The following is a 19,486-nucleotide window of genomic DNA, read 5'->3' on the forward strand; positions in this document are numbered from 1 at the left end:
TCCTTGCTGTTGCGAAAGCCATGCACCATTGCGCGCTCTATTATAGCCGCATCGGCAGATGACAGCGCACCGCAGCTATGGTATAGTTCCCGGCTATGCCGCCGGCCGGCGGCCTCTGGCAAGCTACTGAGAGCAGGAAACGCGCGTAGTGCCGAACCAGCCGATTGCAACGGTTACCCTGGTGGTCGACGCCGCCGCCCCGGCCGAGGATGCGATCCAGGCCGCCGCAGCAGCGATCCGGCGCGGCGAGCTGGTGGCCTTCCCGACCGAAACGGTGTACGGCCTGGGCGCGAACGCGCTCGACGCCACCGCGGTAGCGCGGATCTTTGCGGCCAAGCAGCGCCCCGCCGCCGACCCGCTGATTGTGCATATTGCAGCGATCGAGCAGCTGGCGCTGGTGGCCGCCGAGGTGCCGCCGCTGGCGCTGGCGCTGGCCAGCGCGTTCTGGCCCGGCCCGCTGACGCTGGTGCTGCGCCGCCAGCCGATCGTGCCGCCGAATGTCTCGGCCGGGCGCGACACCGTGGCGGTGCGCGTGCCGGCGCACCCGGTGGCGCGCGCGCTGTGCGCCGCAGCCGGCGTGCCGATCGCCGCGCCAAGCGCGAACATGTTCACGCGCCCCAGCCCGACCGAGGCCGGCCACGTGCTCGAAGACCTGAGCGGGCGGATCGAGCTGCTGCTCGACGGCGGCGCCACGCCGATTGGCCTCGAGTCGAGCGTGCTCGACCTGACGCAGCCGCAGCCGCAGCTGCTACGGCCCGGCGGCCTGCCGATCGAGGCGCTGCGCCAGTTTGTGCCCGATCTCGAGTTCAACCCGCGCTACGTCGACGCGCACACACCCGAGGCCCAGGCCGCGCCAGGCATGCTGCTGAAGCACTACTCGCCGCGCGCCGAGCTACGGCTGTACGCTGGCTCAGCCGAGCGCGCCGGCGCGCGCCTGCTGGCCGACGCCCGGCAGGCGCTGGCGGCGGGGCGGCGCGTTGGCGCGCTGGCGCCCGACGAAGACGCCGCTGCGCTGCGCGAGCTGGGCGTGCAGGTGGTGGCGCTGGGGCCAGGCGCCGACCTGGCGCGGATCGGGCGGCGTATCTTCGCGGGCATGCGCGCGCTCGACCGCGCGGGCGCCGACCTGATCCTGGCGCGCGGGGTTGGGCGCGCCGGGCTTGGGCTGGCGATCTGGGATCGGCTGGTGCGCGCCGCCGAGGGCCGGGTGATCGACGCCGGCGATTAGCCGAAGGAGCCAGCCATGCAGATTCGCAACCTCGAAGCGCGCGACTACGCGCCGATCATCGCGGTGATCAACGACTGGTGGGGCGGCCGGCAGATGGCCGATATGCTGCCGAAGCTATTCTTCGTACACTTTCGCGACACCAGCTTCGCGGTCGAGGCGGGCGGCGCGCCGGTCGCGTTTCTGGCCGGGTTCGTCTCGCAGAGCTACCCCGAGCAGGCGTACATCCACTTCGTCGGCGTCAGCCCGGCGCAGCGCGGCCACGGGCTGGGGCGGCGGCTCTACGAGCACTTTTTCACCGCAGCGCTGGCGCGCGGCTGCACGAGCGTCCACTGCGTCACCGCGCCGGTCAACGCCGCGTCGATCGCATTCCATACGCGCATGGGCTTCACGGCCGAGCACGCCAATGGCGAGCGCGGCGGCGTGCCCTGCACGCTCGACTACGACGGCCGCGGCCAGGATCGCGTGCAGTTCGTGAGGGCGCTCCGCTAGCGCGGCCGGGGTGGTTTGCTACACTTTGGCACCCATGTTGCTACCAGCACAGCAACCGGCGCGTGCTATAATGCGCGCCGGTTGATGCCAAAAGCCTGTTTGAAAAGCAGGAGTGCGCGGGGCTATGCCTCTCGTACATCGCTTTCTAGCGGGCCGCGGCGGCGAACGTGGCCGCGACCCGCCAGCACAACTGAGCATTGGAGCGACTTCGCCCCGCCAACACACCCTTTTCAAACAGCCTATACAAACACACACCAAGGACCAAGTGCCATGGAACTTTCGCAATCTCATCAGCTACGGCTCGTGCATATGCACGCCTCGGGCGCCGAAGAGTGGCTGTGCCCGACATGCGGCCGGCGCCTGCTGCTGCGCTGGCAGCCAGCCTACGAGAAGCAGGTGCTGATCGCCGGCGATATCCGCGCGATCCACTCGGCCAGCCGCGCGCCGCAGCCCGAGCGGGCAGCGGCCGGCAGCCAGCCAGGTGGCGCCGACATGGCCGACATCGGCGGCGACTGGTCGGCCGAGGGGCTGCGCCCGTGGGTGCGCTGGTTCCACGAAGCTGGCCTCGACGACCTGTGGAACCAGCCGCTGTAGCCGCGCGGCGCGCGGCTACGGAATAACCCGCAGCTTCGGCCCGACCGCCGCGCCGGCAAGCTCGTGCTCCGAGAGCACCACCGCGCCCAGCAGCTGGTAGTGCCCGGCGTTGGGCGGCGCGAACTCGACGGCGCGGGTGTAGCTCAGGCGGCCCGGCGCCAGCTGGCCCTGCGCCGCAGCCAGCACAATCGTATCGCCGCTGGCGATCAGGTAGGCCAGCATGTGCACCAGGTAGCTGCCGCCGGCTTTCGCCGCCGCACGCGCGCCGGCCCCCGCCAGCTGGAAGCCGATCTCGGCCTGCAGCCGGGTGGTGCGCCCACCCGGCTCCTCGATTGCCGTCACCTCGATCGCGCCGACTTCGACCTCCAGCTCGCCCGCGAGCTGCGCCGCCGCCTGCTCGGCCGGGCGCAGCGCGGCGTGCTCGACGAAAAAGCTCACCAGCCGGCCGTCCTCCCAGCCGGCCCACACGCCCTGCTCGCCTTCCTGCACGTGCTTCACGCGCGTGCGCCGCACCTCGCTTTCTTCGCCCAGCAGCAGCTCGACGATAAACGTCGCGTAGTGTTGCCGCCCGCTCGGGCTATCGTCGCTGGCGGCCGCACCCAGCGGCGCGGCCTCGGCGGCGGGCTGAGGGTGCGCGACGCCCGCCAGCGCGTGCGCCTGCTCGATCCACTGGTTGCGCTCAACATTTCTGGCCATCACGCCGTTCAGCTCGAGCTTTGCCACCAGCGTCTGCGGGGTATAGGCAGCCAGATCGGCGTAGGTGCGAATGCCGGCGGCGTGCAGCCGGCGCTCCATCGCCGCAGCGATGCCGTGGATGCGCTTGAAATCGTCGTAGCTGCCGCCGCCGTCGAGCGCCTGCGGCGCGGCGGCCACGCCTGCGGCCAGGCCGATGTCGATGCTCCAGCCGCGTAGCGTCCCGGTATCCTCGGCCTCCAGGTCGGCAACGCGCAGCGTCCAGTCGCCCCGCGTTGCCACGCCGGCCAGCGCCTCGAGCGCCGGGCTGTTGGCGCTGGTGTACGTGCGCGCCAGGTTCTGCGTGCGGCCGTCCTCGCGGTCGTGCAGCACGGCCGTCGCGCCCGACGGCGCCAGCAGCGCCACCTGCAGGTCGCCGATGTAGCTGTGGGCGATATCGACGGCCACGCGGATCTGGCCTACCGCGCCGGCCTGCGCGACGCTGATCGTATCGGCCACGCCGGCCGGGTCGTTGTCGGGGATGGCCAGCCCCGGCCGCGACTCGCCGTGGATGTCGGATGGCTGCGGCGCGGGCGGTGGCGTGTCGTCGAGCGGCGGCACGGTTTTGTCGCCGACAATGCCGAACAGCGTGGCGCCGTTCGAGCAGGCGTGCAGGCCCATGCCGAACTTTGCGAACGCCACCCACACCGCGCGCAGCACCTGCGCGGCCTCGGCCGGCGTCAGCTGCCCGGCGGCGCGCATGTGGTCGAGCGCGGCGAGGATCGCGTCGCGCATAGCTAGAAAGCCGGGGTTGGCGGGCGACAGCTTCAGCGCGTCGACCACCAGCTTCAGGCCGAGGTGCTTGCCGCGCTGGACATCGTGCAGGCGGTCGCCGATCTGGCGGTTCATCTCCATCAGCGCGGCGCACCAGATCTCGCCGTTGTTGTGCGGCTTGGTGTAGCGGCCGGTGCCGAGCATGCCAAAGTCGTCGGGGAAGTTGCCGTCGTAGGGGTACAGGCGAAAGCCGCCGCTCTGGTTCATCACCCAGGCGCCCACCACCGTGGTATCGTTGATCGTGCAGGCGATGTAGTCGCCCCAGCCCTCGCCCATGGCCACCGACTGGTCGGCGTCGAGCGCGCGCACATTCATTGGCCCGCCCACCAGCCGGTTGGTGACGCCGTGGGTGTACTCGTGGAACACCACGCTTGAGTCGAGCGCGGTGTGGCGGCCGCTCGCCGCTACGCCCATGCTCATCACCGGGCTTGTGCCATCGGCCGGCGTATACATATTCGCAGTGCCCCAGACTGCGCCGGGGTACACTTGTGCGTCGACACGGTCGGAGGCAACCCCGCCGCGCCCGAAGTTGTCTTGCTGGAAGTTGCCGTCGTGCTCGCGGAAGCCAAGCATGTAGAAGAAATCGTGCATGTAGCAGTTCAGGTAGAACAGATTCAGCACCTTCTGATCGTCGCCCTGCGCGTTGGCCGGGTCGAAGGTGACGCTGCCGCCCTGAAGCGTGCCGGCGCTGGGCGGGCCGCCTTCTTCGAGATGCGCGTACGCGCAGTTGCCGGCGGTCTGGCTGCCGGAAACCCAGGCATCGGGGAAGCCGCCGGGCAGGTCGGCGGGTATGGGGATGCGGTAGTCGGCCAGGGCGCGCGGGAAATTGATCATGCTGCGGTTGCCCGCGCCGTCGAGGGTATAGACACGGCCGCGCGCCGCGACCGCCGCCATGAGCTGGCGGCAGTACAGGATCTCGCCGGTGCCGGCGTCGACAAACGTGCGAAACTGGCCGTGGCGGCGCGGCATGGTGATGATCGTCTCCCAGCACAGCCGCAGGTCGCCGTCGAGGTCGAACCAGATCAGCTGGGCTCTGATCGGCTCGGCGAACGGCCCAGGCGCCAGGGTAGTGAGGCGCTCGGGCTTATCGGCGAAGCTCGCGGTTACCTGCGGTTCGAAGCCGCTGAGGTCAACCGGCTCGACCGGCAGCGGCTGGCCGAACTGGTCGATCTCGCCGTACTCGTCGGGGTCGGGCACGGCCACGTGCGCGGCGGCGCGGCGCACTGCCTCGCGCACGCCAATGCGCGGCGTAGCCGAGCGCTCGCCGGTGATCGCCGTGGGCTGGCCAACTGTGCCTTGCAGCGCGCCGTCGGGCGTGAAGCGCACGGCCTGGTTGGCCTGAAAGATCGGGATGCCTTTATACAGCTGCTGAAGGTGCACCGCCACCGCGCCGCTGCTGGCCGTCTGCACGTGCGGGTCGGGTAGGTACTCGGCGGCCTGCTCGGCGCCAAAGCCCAGCACCCGGTGCACCTGCGGATGCTGCACCAGCTCGAGCGCGCGCTGGATGTAGTTGCCCTGCTCGCGGCGGCCATCGCTGGCGCTCAGCGCGGCGGGGTTGCCGGTGCCGGCATCAAAGCCGGCGATGCCGAGGCCACCATCGCCCGGCAGGCGCGCCTCGTCGGCGAGCGTGCGCAGGGCGTCCTGGCGGGCCGGAGTAGCATTATTGCGACGCTGATCGCGTCGATCGAGTTCGCGACCCATAGCTGTTTCCTTTTTTATTAGGGCTTAAGCAGTTGGCGCACTCAGCCTTCGGCAGAGCGGTACTCTTCTCCGTATCGTGTCCATTTTCCGCGCTCCGCGCGGAAAATGGACACAGAAGATCAACACATACCATGCTGCCGCAGGCTCAATCTCGTACCGTGAGGAAGCCGAAGCACGCAACTGCGTAAGTTCTATCTTACTGATGCAAACTGGCCCCAGCGCGACCGCTCGCACTGGGGCCAGCTCGTTACGATGCGTCGGCCGGCACTACTTCGGGTATACCAGGTAGCGCAGCGGCTGGCCGTGCCGCCAGCCCGGCCCGGTGCCGGGGATGCCCAGGAACGCCGGGTCGTTGTCGAGGTCGAAGTGGTTGGTGGCGAAGGCCGCCCACGGTTGCAGCGGGAAGGTGACGTCGGCGGTCACGTTCAGCTCCATCAGCCGCGGGTTCACGCCGGGGTTCGGCGCGATGAAGAACCAGGGCAGCACCGTCAGCATCGGCGCGATCGGGCCGAACGTGTTGATGATCGCGAAGTCAGGCCCGTTCGTGACGTTGGTCAGGTCGACCTGCTCGAAGCGCACGCGGTAGGGCCGGCCGCCAAGCTGGAGCGACGCCGGGTTCAGGAAGCCGTTGGCGACATCCACGGTCGGGTTCGTCCACATGTACGCCAGCACCAGCGTCAGCTCGCCGCCGGCGATGACTTTGTGCGGCAGGTAGGGCGGGGTGGCCACGAACTGGATTGGCGAGAGCACCGCCAGGTCGAAGGCGTTATAGCTGCCCGACTGCTCCTCGCCGATACCCTGGGCGCGGCGCTCGATATAGGCGTTGGCGCGCTCGGTCATGGTGGCGGTGTAGCCATCGATCACGCTCTGGGCCTTGGCCAGGATGTCGGCGGAAACCGGCACCTGCTTGCCTTCGGGCGTGGTCGCCATTGCACCCTCGAGACCAACGCGATTCGCTTTGACAGTCAGCTCTTGCTCAGCGATAGCCATGATTGATTTCCCCTTTCATAAATGTCGCGAGTGGCCTGGCGCCACCGCCTGTTTGTCTCGCCGCCTCCGAGGGGCCCGCTCATCGGTCGGCACGGCGCTACTGTAGCACCGGGCGCTTAAGCGCCGCTATATCGCATGCTTAAATAAGAGGTATTTTGCACTGAAATTATGGTTATTTTGCGCTCTACGCATGCTTTTACGCAGATTAAACATTATTCTTTGGCAGAACCAGGATAATTCCAAGATCAGAGCGTTTTCGCTCACGAGCATGCCCTAAAACTGAAATTGTCGTCGTTTAATTATGGCCGTTTGCCGGCCACCGGCGGGCATCGTGGCACGGTATATCCCACCCGCACAGGGGCACGAAAGTGCGTAGGGCGGGATATATTGCATACAGAGGCCAAAGGTGAATTGGTGGGGTTCGGCGGCTTCGCCGCCCCCGGATTTCTTTTTGTGTTGCACTGCGTGGCTTCGCCACGCAGTGCAACACGAACTATACGTGATCACGCGAAAAGCGTATAAGAGCGCGTAGGGCGGGATTCTATCCCGCCCGCACAAGCGAAGCGTGAGGCTACACCTGCTCGTGGCGGCGAAGGCGCTCGTAGAGCTGGGTGGTGTTGGGGGCGGGCGCCACGTCCAGCTCGGCGCGCAGCGCCTCGGCGCACAGCTGGTACTGGCGCAGCGCCAGGTGGTGCTGGCCCTGGCGGCTATAGCAGCACATCAGCCGGCAGTGCGCGTCTTCGCGGCAGCGGTCGTGCGCCAGGATCTGCTGGCACAGCGTCACGCAGGCGGCGTACTGGCTCTGGCCGAAGTAGATCGTGCTGAGGCGATCGAGCGTGTCGAGGTAGGCCACGCGCAGCCGCTCGCGCGGCAGCACCGGCCAGTCGTCGTACAGGTCGTCGCCCATGAAATCGCCCTGGTACAGCGCGGCGGCCTGCTCGTACTCGGCTGCGGCCGCGCCGAGGCTGCCGGCGTCTTCGAGGCGGCGGCCGGCCTGCACCCGGCGCTTAAACTCCTCGACATCGATCCACACCCGCAGCTCGGGGCTCACGTGGTAGGCGCCATTCTGGAACACCACCACCGGCGTATCGGCTACGGCCTTGAGCGCCTGGCGCAGGCCGTGCAGCGCAACGTTCAGGCTGTTGCGCGCCGACTCGGGCGCCGCGTCGGGCCAGAATGTCTCCATGATCGTATCGCGCGGCAGCGAGCGCTCGCGGTGCGCCAGCAGGTATTTGAACACCGCGCGCCCACGGCCGCTCGGCCAGCTTTCCACTGCCTGGCCGTTCAGCGTCACGCGGAAGCCACCCAGCAGCTGCACGCTCAGCGTCGGCGGCTCGGGCAGCTCGGCGCCGGCCGGCTCAGTCGCACCATCGGGCGCCTCGGTGGCCGGCTCGGCGGGCGTGGCAATCTTGCCGGTGTCGCCGACGTACGCGTGTGCCGGCTCGGCCGGCGGCTCGGCGGGCGTGGCGATCTTGCCGGTGTCGCCGACGTACGCGTGTGCCGGCTCGAGCTCCTGCGGGCGCAGCACCAGCGCGGCTACGCCCGGCTCGTCGGGCGTTTCGGCCAGCGCCGCGAGCGCCGGCGCGGCTTCGTCAGGCTGAGCGGGAGGCGTAGGTTCGTCGAGTGTAGGCTGCGCATCGCCGGTGGCCAGCCCCAGCGCCGGCTCGGGCGCCGGCACGCGTGTAAGCGGCTCGACGGTGGTCAGATCATCGCCGTACACCAGCAGGCGCCACAGCCGGCGCAGCCAGGCGCTCAGGCCCGGGCTGGGCGGCATAGCCGCGAGCTCAAAGTCGAATGGCGGCGGCGCGGCCGGCAGCAGCAGCAGCATCTCGGGGCCGCCGAGCACGAGCGGAACCAGCGGCGTGGCGCGCATCGAGTCGGCGGCCTGATTGAGCCGCGTAATCAGATCGCGCTGAATGTCGTCGATCGCCGACTCGGCCTCGCGGCGGCCGATCTGCTGGCGCTCGAACATCTGCTGCCAGCGCCTGATCTCGTTGCACAGCTGCGCGGCCGCCGCCAGCGTGCCGCCGGGCGGCGCCAGGCCGGCCGCGTCGAGCGCGAGCTGGGCCTGGTCGAGGTAGTCGGCGGCCTTCAGGTGCTCGCCCTGGCCCAGCAGCATCGTCGCGATCTGCCAGGCCACGCAGCCCACGGCGAAGCCGTCGTCGATGCCTTCGGCCACGCGCAGCGCGGCGGCGGCGCGCGCCGCCGCCAGCGCCGCCGCCGCGTCGTGCCAGTGCAGCAGCGCCTGGCCCAGCAGCGCGCGCCACAGCCCCTGCTGATCGTCGGCCGCCAGAAAGCTCAGCTCGGCCTCGGCCAGCAGCGGCAGCGCCTGCGACACGTCCGACTGGACGATCAGCTCGAGCGCGCGCCGGTAGTCGTCCCAGCCGTCGGTCGGTGCGGCGGTGGGCTTAAGCTGGCCAACAAGGCGCTTACTGAACATGCCGCGAATCTCCTGCGCTTCGTCGACAAACCGACAAGCACCCCGTATGGGCGGCGTTGTGGGGCTTCGGGAGTGATCGGTCGCAACAGTATGAGGTGGCGCGCGACCGCTGCTCGGTGAGCGGCGTGGATTGACCGCCTCATATCACTGAACGGGCGGAGGTGCGACTTTTGGCGGTATGCGCCGGTTAATTCTTGGTGATGCCGCGCCGCTGCTGTATGGTGGGGTTCGAGGGCCGCGAAGCCGCCCCCGAAATTTCTTTTTGTGATGCCCTGCCCGGCTTCGACCGGCAAGGCATCACAAACAAATGTGATCAAACGGGGCTGGTATCAGGCGGATGCGGCGCCGAAGCCCTGGCGCGCCGCCCAACCCTGCGGGTCGGCCACCCAGTCGTCGATCAGCACGCGCTGGGCGGCGTTGATCGTGCCCGCCGCTGCGGCTGCGGCCAGCAGGCTTGGCAAGGTGGTGAGCGCCAGCAGCGGCAGCCCGGCGGCGTCGAAGGCCGCGCGCGTGGCGCCCCAGCCCCAGGTGAAAATACACACGCAGCCGGTCAGCTCGGCGCCCTCGGCGCGCAGCGCGGCCGCGGCCGCCAGCGCGCTCTCGCCGGTACTAATCGTATCTTCGAGCAGCGCCACGCGGCGGCCGGCCACAGCCGCGCCCTCGATCTGGCGGCCACGGCCGTGGCCCTTGGCCGCGCCGCGCACATACGCCATCGGCAGCGCCAGCGCCTCGGCGGCCCAGGCGGCCCACGGGATGCCGGCGGTGGCCGTGCCGGCGACGACCTCGGCGCCGGCGCAGGCCGCCGCGAACGCCGGGATCACCGCGCGCCGCGCCGCCACGTCACCGATCAGCAGCCGGTTGTCGCAGTAGATCGGCGAGCGCAGCCCCGAGGCAAAGGTGAACGGGTCTTCCGGCCGCAGATGCACCGCCCCCGCGCGCAACAGCGCGCCGGCTAGCGTCTCGGCAGTGGTCATGGTGTCACCTCGAATTTCTCGATCGTGTAGGTCACTTCGTCGTCGCTCGCGTCGCGCATATAGTCGATCGCAATCGCGCGCGGGTAGCCAAACTCCGGGTCGTACTGCACGTCGACGCGGTCGGCGCCCTGGTCGATCGCGCGCTGGATCAGCACAAACAGCTGCTCGATCGGCGCCGCCTCGTCGAGCTGCGCGCCGCGCACCGGCTGGCGGCTGCTCGCCCCGACGAGCGCGATCACTGCGGCGTCGCGCACCGTCACCTCGACCGGCTGGGTCACTTCGGGGGGGCAGAAGCAGCCGACGCGCAGCGTGTAGCGGTACGCCGCCGGCACGCGCGCGGCCCAGCGCGCGCGGTAGCGCTGCAGCTGGCCGCCAAGCTGAAACGAGCCGTAGCCCCAGCCCACCAGCAGCGCCAGCGCCGCGCCGAGCAGCACCAGCCCCAGCGCGATCAGCGCGCGCGATTGTCGAACTCGCATTGGCCGCCTTTGCGTGTAGGCATTCTCTCGGCGGCTATTATACTCGCACTTCGTCAAGCCAAAATCCCCGGAATGGAGCACGCCTGCGGCCATATGCGCCCATGATCCGCCCAATGGCCGATTGCGCCCTGTGCGAAATTAGGCTATGCTGCTGCGGTAATTCAATACAGGCAAGCAACCACCCGAAGTCGATGTGCCCATGCCATCGGCTCTTTTTTCGTGCCTGCCAAGGAGAACTGCGATGCGCGTAGGGCTAGATTTCGGAACCACCAACTCCAGCGCGGCGGTGTACGACGGCACGCGCGTGCGCCTGCTGAAGCTCGACCCGGCCAACAGCGCGCCGTCGATCATGCGTTCGACGCTGTTCATCAGCCGCGAGGGCGTGCCGTTCATCGGGCGCGCGGCGATCAACAAGTTCACCGAGGGCAATGTCGGCCGCGAGATCGAGTACGAGTGGCGCTACCTGGGCGATCAGGAAGTCACCCTGGCCGAGGTCGGCACTGTCGTGCAGGCGCTCTACGCCGTGGTCGACGCCAATGCGCCCGGCCGGCTGTTTCAGTCGCTGAAGTCGCACCTGCGCGATAGCTCGTTCACCGGCACCGACGTGTTCGGCACGCGCTATACGCTCGAGACGCTGATCGCCGTGGTGCTGCGGATCGTGCTCGGGCGCATCGAGGACGAGCTTGGCCAGCCGGTCACCGGCATGGTGCTGGGGCGGCCGGTGCACTACTCGACCGACCCGAAGCTCGACGAGCTGGCAATCGCGCGCATGCGCCGCGCCGCCGAGGAGGCCGGCCTGCCGCCGTTCAGCTTCCTGCCCGAGCCAACCGCCGCCGCGCTCTCGTACGCGGCCACCGCGCGCGGCGAGCAGAATGTGCTGGTGTTCGACTTCGGCGGCGGCACGCTCGACGTGACGGTGATGCGGATCGACGAGACCGGCCGCCGCGATGTGCTCGCCACCGACGGCGTGCCGATCGGCGGCGACCTGATGGACCGCCGCGTGGTGATGGGCAAGGTGCTGCCGCACTTCGGCGAGGGCGCTACGCTCGGCCCGCGCAAGATGCCGCTGCCGGCCGCGCTGCTCGACCACCTCAGCGAGTGGCAGACGATCGTCGACCTGACGCAGCCGCGCTACCTCAGCATCATCGACGAGGCCATTCGCGTCGGCGATAAGCCCGCCGAGCTGCGCGCGCTGCGTACGCTCGTGCGCGAGAACTATGGCCTGCCGCTGTACGAAGAGGTCGAGCGCGCCAAGGTGCGCCTGAGCGACGCGCCGCGCACGACTGTCTCGATGAATGTGCCGGGCATCGTGTTCAGCGACACGCTTGAGCGCTGGGATTTCGAGCGGCTGATCGGCCCGGACGTGCGCGAGGTGGGCGCGTGTATCGACCGGGCGTTGGCCGGCGCCGGGCTAGCCCCAGCCGATATCGATGTCGTGCTGCGCACCGGCGGATCGTCGCGCATCCCGCGCTTTGTGCGCCTGCTCAGCGAGAAGTTTGGCGCCGATAAGCTGCAAGAAATGGACGTTTTCACCGGCGTCGCCTCCGGCCTGGCGATCGCCGCCGCCGACCCGCGCTGGCTGGCGTGAATAGATTGTCACAGGATATTCCTTGATTCGAAAACTCTCTATGATACAATCCGTAGCAGATTTGGCGGCGACGTTGATTATTTGTAGCAGGGTTTAGCGATTTCTGAATAACCGTCGGCTCTTCATATCCCGCACTGCAGGGCACAAAACCGAGTGGTGGCGCAGTACAGCAGCTAAGCGCTTAAGGTCTGCCTGGTATGCAATAGATCCGCGTGGGCGCAGCCCAACGCGCCTTTTGTGTGCGCGCGACAGAGCGCGGCTGCTTATGGCCTGGCTCATAGAGGGGTGCGCGAGGGGCACAGCTCCGAATCATATAAAAATTTATTGATCTGCGCCTGCAGCTGGCAGAAAAGGGAAACCGCCAATGCTCGTGAAACGCGAATATACTGTTTGGCTTCGATTGTTCATTGCCATACTATTCTGCTCCGCTGTAGGCACCCACGCCGCCGCACCGGCCCTGGCGCTCCCGCAGGCCGCCGGGCTGCCCACCACCATCGCAATCAACGATGTCAGCGTCACCGAGCCGGTGAACGGCCAGTCCACCGTGGCCTTCACGATCACCGCGTCGAGCAATATCACGCAGACGGTCTCAGTCGATTATGCTACTAGCGACGGCACCGCTACCGCCGGCAGCGATTATGTCGCGCTGAGCGCCAAGACACTGTCGCTCTTGCCCGCGAAGCAGAGCGCCGTAGTGGTGGTGACGATCAAGAGCGACACCAGGGCCGAGGGCAGCGAGACGTTCTTTCTCAACCTGTTCAAGTACCAGAATGCCGAGCCGCTGAACGGCAAATCGCAGGGCATCGCCACAATCAACGACCCGCCGCCCAGCCTGTCGATCGGCGACCGCAGCGTAACCGAAGGCAACAATGGCAGCGTGCGCGCCAGCTTTGCGGTGTCGCTCTCGGCCGCCAGCGCCCAGCCGGTCTCGGTCGGCTACCATACCGCCAACGGCAGCGCGGTCACGGGCGCCGACTACATCACCACCTCGGGCACGCTGGTGTTCCCAGCCAACAGCACCGCCGCCCAGTCGATCAGCGTGCTGGTGAATGGCGACCAGCTCGACGAAGACAACGAGACCTTTTTCGTCGACCTGTACGGCCCCAGCAACGCCACGCTGCTGAAGGCGCAGGGCGTCGGCACGATCACCGACGACGACCTGCCGCCGAATATTTCGGTGAAAGATCTGACCGTCGTCGAGGGCAACGCCGGCACCACCAGCGCCGAGTTCAGCCTGTCGCTCTCGGCGCCAAGCGGCAAGCCGGTGACGGTGTCGGCCAGCACATCCGACGGCAGCGCCGTCGGCGGCAGCGACTACGTCTCGATCGGCAGCACCACTCGCAGCTTTCCGATCGGCAGCACCACGATCACGCTGCCGGTGACGATTATTGGCGACCTGTCGGACGAGGACAACGAGACGTTTAACCTGAACCTGAGCAGCCCGGCGAACGCCAGCATCCTCGACGGCCTTGGCGTCGCCACGATCACCAACGACGACCTGCCGCCCACGATCACAATCGGCGACGCCAGCGTGCCCGAGGGCGACGCCGGCACGAGCGACGCGACATTCGCGGTGACGCTGAGCGTGGCCAGCGGCAAAACCGTGACGGTGAACTACCAGACGATCGACGGCACGGCCAAGGCCGGCGGCGACTATACCGGCCAGCCCTCCGCCACGCTGACCATCCCGCCAGGCGTGTTCACCCAAAACATCGCCGTGCCGGTGATCGGCGACACTGTGCCGGAAGATAACGAGAACTTCTTTGTGAACCTCAGCAGCCCGAACAATGCCACCATCCTCGACGGCCAGGGCCAGGGCACGATCCAAGATAACGACGCCCAGCCGCTGATCTCGATCAGCGACGCCGGCACCACCGAAGGCGCCACCGGCAACACCGCTACGTTTGTCGTCGCGCTGTCGATGCCCAGCGGCCGGGTGGTGACGGTCAACTACGCCACCGCCGACGGCACGGCACTAGGCGGCAGCGACTACGCGCCGGCCTCGGGCAGCATTAGCTTCCCGCCGAATGTTACCAGCGAGACGATCGCCGTGCCGGTGAACGCCGACGGCGTGGCCGAGGGCACCGAGTTCTTTTTCGTGAACCTGACGGGCGCGAATAACAGCGTGATCGCCGATGGCCAGGCCATCGGCACAATTGTCGACGGCGCAGGCCCGACGATCAGCATCGACAATCTGTTCATAGGCGAGCCGGCCAGCGGCACGCGCGACGCGATCTTCAGCGTGCGGCTTTCGTCGCCCTCGCCGATCGACGTAGCTGTCGACTTCGCCACCGCCGACGGCAGCGCCACCGCCGGCCTCGACTACCAGGCGCGCGCCGGGCGGCTGGTGATCCCGGCGCACTCGCAGCTGGGCAGCATTGTGGTGCCGATCAACGCCGACGCGATCGGCGAGGCGAACGAAACGCTTTTCGTGAACCTCGGCAACCCCGCAAATGCGCTGCTCGGCCGCGCCCAGGCCAGCGCCACAATCATCGACGTGGCCGGCACCGCCGATTACCGCGTGTACGTGCCAACCGTGCGGCACTAGCGCACCGGCCTCTACCAACTCCGCCTGATCACTTTCTTCGGACAAACGCAGCTGGCGCCCTCAGCCTTCGGCAGAGCGGTACTATGCTCCGTATCGTGTGCGGTTTTCCTCGCTCCGCGCGGAAAAACCGCTTCCCGAGGTGCCTTGCCCGGCGAAGCTGGGCAGGCCACCTCGGAAGAAATCCCGGCGAAGCCCCGCCAGGCCTCCCCGTTAGGGCGTGCATGTTCCTCAAGCCGCCACGCATCTCCAAATAAGCCGCATGGCCTGCATATTGCTAACGGTTGCGTTGCATCAGGGCGCTTCGCGCCCAACAAAGCCCAATGGCAGCGCCGGCGCGGGCTGGCGGCCATTGCAGGCTTCCGCAGCTATCTGTGGCTAGACTTGGAGATCGGTATGAATCAGCTTCTGAACCATCCGCAGGTGGTACACGCCGCGCTCGTGCTCCTGCCTGCGGCAGTGGTGTTCCAGATCCTCAGCCTGCTATTCCCGCGCCGTGGCCTGCGCCTGGCGGCGGTGCTGCTGCTGGTGGCCGGAGTCGTGGGCGCCACGCTGGCCACCCAGACGGGCGAAACCGCCGAGCACCAGGCCAAGCAAGCCATGCCCGACGTCGAAGCGATCCAGACGCCCAGCTATGTGCCGGCAGTGGTGGCCGAAGATAACCTGCTCGAAACCCACGCCGGCCTGGGCGAGCTGACGCGCAACCTGTACGACGGGCTGCTGCTGGCCGAGGCCGCGCTGCTGTTCTTCACCGCCTCGGTCACCGCGCGCTGGCGGCGCGGCTGGACACTCCCCGAGCGCTGGAGCCGCGGCCTGCGCGCGCTCTGGTCGCTCGTCGGCGTGGCCGGCATCGCCATGATTATCCTGACCGGCCACCTCGGCGGAACCATGGTGTACTCGCACGGCGTCGGCGTGCCGCAGGCCACCAGCGCCCCCAGCGCTCAGCAGCCATAGCACCGGATCGGAGGCCGACGTTTCAGTAGGCTCTATTGGAAATACAGACCGAGGCGGATTGGGGGCTGCAGGCCCCTCACAAAGCCTTCTGCCGGGACACAGAAAGCTTTCCCCTGGCGTATTTCCAGTGAAGTCTCGTATTGGGGAATTGAGAGAGGGAATGGGAACAACACAATCGGTCGAGTACGCGATCGCCGGCGCGGGCGTCGCGGGGCTCAGCTGCGCCTTTCACCTGAGCCGCGCGGGCCAGCACGACTACATGGTGCTCGAGCGCGCGCCCGAGGTCGGCGGCACCGCGCGCTCGCACACCGTCGACGGCTTTACCTTCGACTACGCCAGCCACATCCTGTACACCAAATCGCCGTACGTCGCGCGGCTGTACGACGAGCTGCTCGGCAGCAACCGGCTCGAGCGCCGGCGCGAAGCCTGGATCTACTCGCACGGCACGTTCACGCGCTACCCCTTCCAGGCCAACCTGCACGGCCTGCCGCGCGACGTAGTGTACGAGTGCCTGGTGGCGTTCTTGCACGCGCGCGACCAGCGCTACGCCACCGAGAACCTGAACTTCGCCGAGTGGGCCGAGCTGACGTTCGGCCGCGGCATTGCCAAACACTTCATGCTGCCGTACAACCGCAAGCAGTGGAAGTTCCCGCTCGACCAGATGACCTTCGCGTGGGTGGGCAACCGCGTGCTGCGCCCGCCGCTCGACGACGTGGTGCGCGGCGCGCTGATGAGCCAGCAGAAGGGCTTCGGCCCGAACAACACCTTTCTCTACCCGCGCCACGGCGGCATCGACATCATCCCGCGCGCTTGAACAGCGGCTCGGCGCCGACGGCGCGAATGTGGCGCTGCGGCGCGCCGATCGCCCAGATCGCGCCCGAGCAGCGGCGGCTCATCCTAGAGAGCGGCGAGAAGATCGCTACGGCCGGCTGATCTACACGCTGCCGCTGCTGCCGGCGCTGGCCCGGCTGGTACGCCAGCCGCCGCCCGAGCTAGCGCGCGCGCTCGAGCGGCTGGCCTACAACCGGCACTACTGCCTGCTGTTTGGCGTGAAAGGCCGCGAGTATCGCGAGCGCATGCGCGTGTACCTGCCCGAAGACCGCTTCCTCGCGCACCGGCTGGGCTTCCCGCAGGCGGTGCAGCCGGACGCCGCGCCGGCGGGGTGGGGCTCGATCTACGCCGAGATAACCGAGGCGCGCGCGCCCGAGCGGCGCATGAGCGTGCAGCAGATGACCGAGCGCACGATCGCCGACCTGCGGGCGGTTGGCGTTGTCGACGCCGGCGACGCAATTGAGCCGAAGGGCTGCCTGACGCTCGACCCGGCCTACCCGATCTATACCCTGACGCACGCCGACGATGTCGCGCTGATCCACGGCTACCTCGAGCAGCACGGCATCTACCCGGCCGGGCGCTTCGCCGACTGGCGCTACTTTAATATCGACCACACCATCCTCAGCGCGAAGGCCGTGGTCGAGAAGCTGAGCGCCGGGCGCGGCCTGGAGGTGGCGGCATGATCGCGCGCATCGCCGTGGTGCTGCCGGCCTACAACGAGGCCAGCCTGATCGGGCCGGCGCTGCAGGCGCTGCGCGCTCAGACGCTCGCACCCGCCGAGCTGATCGTGGTAGACAACGGCAGCACCGACGCGACGGCGCTGATCGCGCGGCGACTGGCCAGCCGGGTGATCCACGAGCCAGCGCGCGGCTGCGTCAACGCGCGCCAGCGCGGCTTCGCGGCCGCCAGCGCGCCGTTCGTCGCCACCACCGACGCCGACGCGATCGTGCCGCCCGACTGGCTCGAGCGCATCGCCGCACACTTCGCGGGCGCCGCGCCGGCCGACGCGGTGTACGGCCCGGTGCGCCTCGACAGCGCCACGAGGCTGCAGCGCGGCGGCGAGCGGCTCTACCTGCGCTTCGTGGCGCTGATGGATCGGCTGGGCTACCCGCACTTCAACGGCGCGAACTTCGCGGTGCGGCGCGCGGCCTTCGACGCGATCGGCGGCTTCCGCAGCGATATGCGCACCTACAGCGATCTCGACCTCGCGCTGCGGCTGCGCGGCCAGGCGCGGATCGTGTACGACCCGGCGCTCGCGGCGCGCCTCGGCGCAGGCGGGTGGCATCGCTGGGAACCTTCGGCAGCCTGCTCGAGGGCGCTACTACCTGCCGCGCGTGCTGCTTGGCCGCGCCACAGGCCAGCGCTATGACATCCGCTGAAGCCACAGCCGAGCGCGGCAGCAGGCTGCTCGGCGGCGGCGCGGCGCTGCTGCTCGGCACCGGGCTGGCGAATATCGGCAACTACCTGTTCAACCTGGTGCTGGGGCGCTGGCTTGGGCCGGCGCTGTTCGCCCAGCTCAACGCGGTGGTGATGCTTTCGCTGGCGGCGGCGCTGCTGACGCAGATGCTCCAGATGCTCGCGGCGCGCTACGCCGCGCGCTACGCCGCCGCGCCGGGCCAGGCGGCGCTGGCCGGGCTGGCCGGGCTGCGGCGCTGGCTGCTGGCGTGGGCATGGCGGCTCGGCGCCGCGCTCGGGATCGCGTGCGCGGCCGGCGCCGGGCTGCTGGCACGCTTCTTTCACACCGGCTCGCCCTGGCCGTTCGTGATCCTCGGGCTGGGGCTGCCGTGCTACCTGGCCCAGGCGGTCGAGCGCGGCGTGCTGCAGGGCCAGACGCGCTTCGCCATGCTGGCGCTGAGCTACCAGGCCGAGATGTGGGCGAGGCTGGCGATCGCGCTGGCGCTGGTGGCGCTGGGCTGGGCGGTGAATGGCGCGGTCGCGGCGATCGCGCTCTCGTTTGTGGCCACCTGGCTTGTGGCCCGGCGCGCCGCGCGGCGGCTGCCGCCCGCCGAGGCGCTGAGCGCCGGCCGGCGCCGGGCGATCGCGCGCTACGCGCTGCCGGTCGGCGCGGCGCTGGCCGGGCAGGCGCTGATCAACTACAGCGACGTGGCGGTGGTGGCGCATTTCTTCGCCGCCGAGGAGGCCGGCTGGTATGGCGCGCTGGCGCTGATCGGCCGGATCGTGTTCTTCGCAAGCTGGACGCTGGTGGCCGCGCTGTTCCCGCTGGCGGCGCGGCGCCAGCGGCGCGGCCAGCCGCATCGCTGGCTGCTGTCGCTGGCGCTCGCCGGCGTCGCGCTGATCGCCGCGCTGGCGCTCGCGGCGATGCTGGCCGCGCCCGAGGCGATCGTGCGCGGGCTGTTCGGCGCGCCCTTCGTGGCGGTGGCGCCGCTGCTGGCGCACTACACCGGCGCGACCGCGCTGTATGCGCTGGCGAATGTGATCGCCAGCTACCGCCTGGCGCTCGGCCAGCGCACCGGCGGCTACCTCATGTTGCTGGGCGGGCTGGCGCAGGCCGCGCTGCTCTACGCCCGCCACGAGACGCTGCACCAGGTGGTGCTGTGGCAGCTCGCGCTGATGGCCGGTCTGCTGGTGCTGCTGCTCGCCTGGGACGCCTGGCGCCTGGCGCAGGCCGGCGAAGCCCGCGCCTATGGTCAGAGCGCAGAAAGAAGGTGATCAGACGGAAAGCATTATGCTTTGCGTACCGGGTAGCGCAGGTGGGTCACGCCAACGCCGGAGATCACCGTCGGGCTGCCGAGGATGGCCGGCGTGCCGGCGAGGTGGTCGAACAGCCGAACTCCGGAGCCAAGAAGAACCGCCGCGATGTCGACGCTGATTTCGTCGAGCAGCCCGGCATTCAGCAGCTGCTGGATGGTGTCGGCGCCGTGAACCCCGACAGCCTTCCCGGCGGCGGCGGCTTTGGCCTGCCTCGCGGCGCTCTCGATGCCGTCGGTCACGAAGTGAACCGTCGAGTTGGGCCGTGGCCATCCGGTGGGGATGTCGTGAGTCAGAACAAACGCCGGCCCCCAGGCGTGGTTTCCGCCCCAGCCTCCGGCCTTGTCGAACGTGCGCCGGCCGGTGAGCACGGCGCCAAGTTCCGACCAGAGCCCGCGCAGGTGCTCGGCGCTCGGCTCGGACACCTTGAAGGTCATGGGGTCCGCTCCTCCGGCGTTGAACTC

The 19,486-nt window shown here is 68.8% G+C and carries 16 protein-coding genes; 10 read left to right on the forward strand and 6 right to left on the reverse strand.

Annotated elements, in window-relative coordinates; translation table 11 throughout:
• Nucleotides 1-148 precede the first annotated feature (148 nt).
• The 3 genes from U0177_RS28030 to U0177_RS28040 all read left to right on the forward strand — a co-directional run bounded on the left by U0177_RS28030 (nucleotide 149) and on the right by U0177_RS28040 (nucleotide 2,308).
• The gene (locus U0177_RS28030; protein ID WP_409573993.1) at nucleotides 149-1,225 is read left to right on the forward strand and encodes an L-threonylcarbamoyladenylate synthase; all 1,077 of its coding nucleotides are present in this window, start codon (nucleotides 149-151) and stop codon (nucleotides 1,223-1,225) included.
• Nucleotides 1,226-1,240: 15 nt separating this feature from the next.
• The gene (locus U0177_RS28035; protein WP_409573994.1) at nucleotides 1,241-1,714 is read left to right on the forward strand and encodes an N-acetyltransferase family protein; all 474 of its coding nucleotides are present in this window, start codon (nucleotides 1,241-1,243) and stop codon (nucleotides 1,712-1,714) included.
• Nucleotides 1,715-1,984: 270 nt separating this feature from the next.
• Entirely contained in the window at nucleotides 1,985-2,308 is a 324-nt protein-coding gene (locus tag U0177_RS28040; RefSeq protein ID WP_409573995.1) for a hypothetical protein, read from the forward strand.
• A 15-nt stretch (nucleotides 2,309-2,323) separates the two neighbouring features.
• Here the strand turns inward: U0177_RS28040 and U0177_RS28045 are convergent, their stop codons facing one another.
• The 5 genes from U0177_RS28045 to U0177_RS28065 form a co-directional block, all read right to left on the reverse strand.
• Complete coding sequence (locus U0177_RS28045; protein ID WP_409573996.1) at nucleotides 2,324-5,515, reverse strand: M36 family metallopeptidase; 3,192 nt, start codon at nucleotides 5,513-5,515, stop codon at nucleotides 2,324-2,326.
• A gap of 267 nt (nucleotides 5,516-5,782) precedes the next feature.
• Nucleotides 5,783-6,505: a hypothetical protein gene (locus U0177_RS28050; RefSeq protein ID WP_409573997.1), complete on the reverse strand. Its 723-nt coding sequence runs from the start codon at nucleotides 6,503-6,505 to the stop codon at nucleotides 5,783-5,785.
• A gap of 571 nt (nucleotides 6,506-7,076) precedes the next feature.
• A complete protein-coding gene (locus tag U0177_RS28055; RefSeq protein ID WP_409573998.1) occupies nucleotides 7,077-8,945 on the reverse strand; it encodes a BTAD domain-containing putative transcriptional regulator in 1,869 nt (622 codons plus the stop codon).
• 329 nt (nucleotides 8,946-9,274) lie between these two features.
• On the reverse strand, nucleotides 9,275-9,919 hold the full coding sequence (pyrE, locus tag U0177_RS28060; protein WP_409573999.1) for an orotate phosphoribosyltransferase: 645 nt from the start codon (nucleotides 9,917-9,919) through the stop codon (nucleotides 9,275-9,277).
• Entirely contained in the window at nucleotides 9,916-10,395 is a 480-nt protein-coding gene (locus U0177_RS28065) for a DUF6174 domain-containing protein (protein ID WP_409574000.1), read from the reverse strand. Before U0177_RS28065 ends, pyrE begins: the two co-directional genes overlap by 4 nt.
• A 241-nt stretch (nucleotides 10,396-10,636) precedes the next feature.
• On the opposite strand from U0177_RS28065, the gene U0177_RS28070 reads away from it, so the two are divergent.
• The 7 genes from U0177_RS28070 (at nucleotide 10,637) to U0177_RS28100 (ending at nucleotide 18,983) form a co-directional block, all read left to right on the forward strand.
• Nucleotides 10,637-11,983: an Hsp70 family protein gene (locus tag U0177_RS28070; RefSeq protein ID WP_409574001.1), complete on the forward strand. Its 1,347-nt coding sequence runs from the start codon at nucleotides 10,637-10,639 to the stop codon at nucleotides 11,981-11,983.
• 400 nt (nucleotides 11,984-12,383) lie between these two features.
• Entirely contained in the window at nucleotides 12,384-14,531 is a 2,148-nt protein-coding gene (locus tag U0177_RS28075; protein WP_409574002.1) for a Calx-beta domain-containing protein, read from the forward strand.
• Nucleotides 14,532-14,924: 393 nt separating this feature from the next.
• On the forward strand, nucleotides 14,925-15,482 hold the full coding sequence (locus U0177_RS28080; RefSeq protein WP_409574003.1) for a DUF2231 domain-containing protein: 558 nt from the start codon (nucleotides 14,925-14,927) through the stop codon (nucleotides 15,480-15,482).
• 160 nt (nucleotides 15,483-15,642) lie between these two features.
• Nucleotides 15,643-16,296 (forward strand): protoporphyrinogen/coproporphyrinogen oxidase, encoded by a 654-nt coding sequence (locus U0177_RS28085; protein WP_409574004.1) that lies wholly within the window; start codon nucleotides 15,643-15,645, stop codon nucleotides 16,294-16,296.
• A 28-nt stretch (nucleotides 16,297-16,324) separates the two neighbouring features.
• Nucleotides 16,325-16,996, forward strand: a complete 672-nt coding sequence (locus tag U0177_RS28090; RefSeq protein ID WP_409574005.1) for a hypothetical protein — start codon at nucleotides 16,325-16,327, stop codon at nucleotides 16,994-16,996.
• Entirely contained in the window at nucleotides 16,993-17,682 is a 690-nt protein-coding gene (locus U0177_RS28095) for a glycosyltransferase family 2 protein (protein WP_409574006.1), read from the forward strand. Before U0177_RS28090 ends, U0177_RS28095 begins: the two co-directional genes overlap by 4 nt.
• Nucleotides 17,679-18,983, forward strand: a complete 1,305-nt coding sequence (locus U0177_RS28100; RefSeq protein WP_409574007.1) for an oligosaccharide flippase family protein — start codon at nucleotides 17,679-17,681, stop codon at nucleotides 18,981-18,983. The genes U0177_RS28095 and U0177_RS28100 overlap by 4 nt, the downstream gene beginning before the upstream one ends.
• Before the next feature lie 14 nt (nucleotides 18,984-18,997).
• On the opposite strand, the gene U0177_RS28105 is transcribed toward U0177_RS28100, so the two are convergent.
• Complete coding sequence (locus U0177_RS28105; protein ID WP_409574008.1) at nucleotides 18,998-19,459, reverse strand: dihydrofolate reductase family protein; 462 nt, start codon at nucleotides 19,457-19,459, stop codon at nucleotides 18,998-19,000.
• Between the last annotated feature and the right edge of the window lie 27 nt (nucleotides 19,460-19,486).

Origin of the sequence: Kouleothrix sp. (assembly GCF_046328425.1) — a bacterium.
Classification (GTDB): Bacteria; Chloroflexota; Chloroflexia; order Chloroflexales; family Roseiflexaceae; genus Kouleothrix.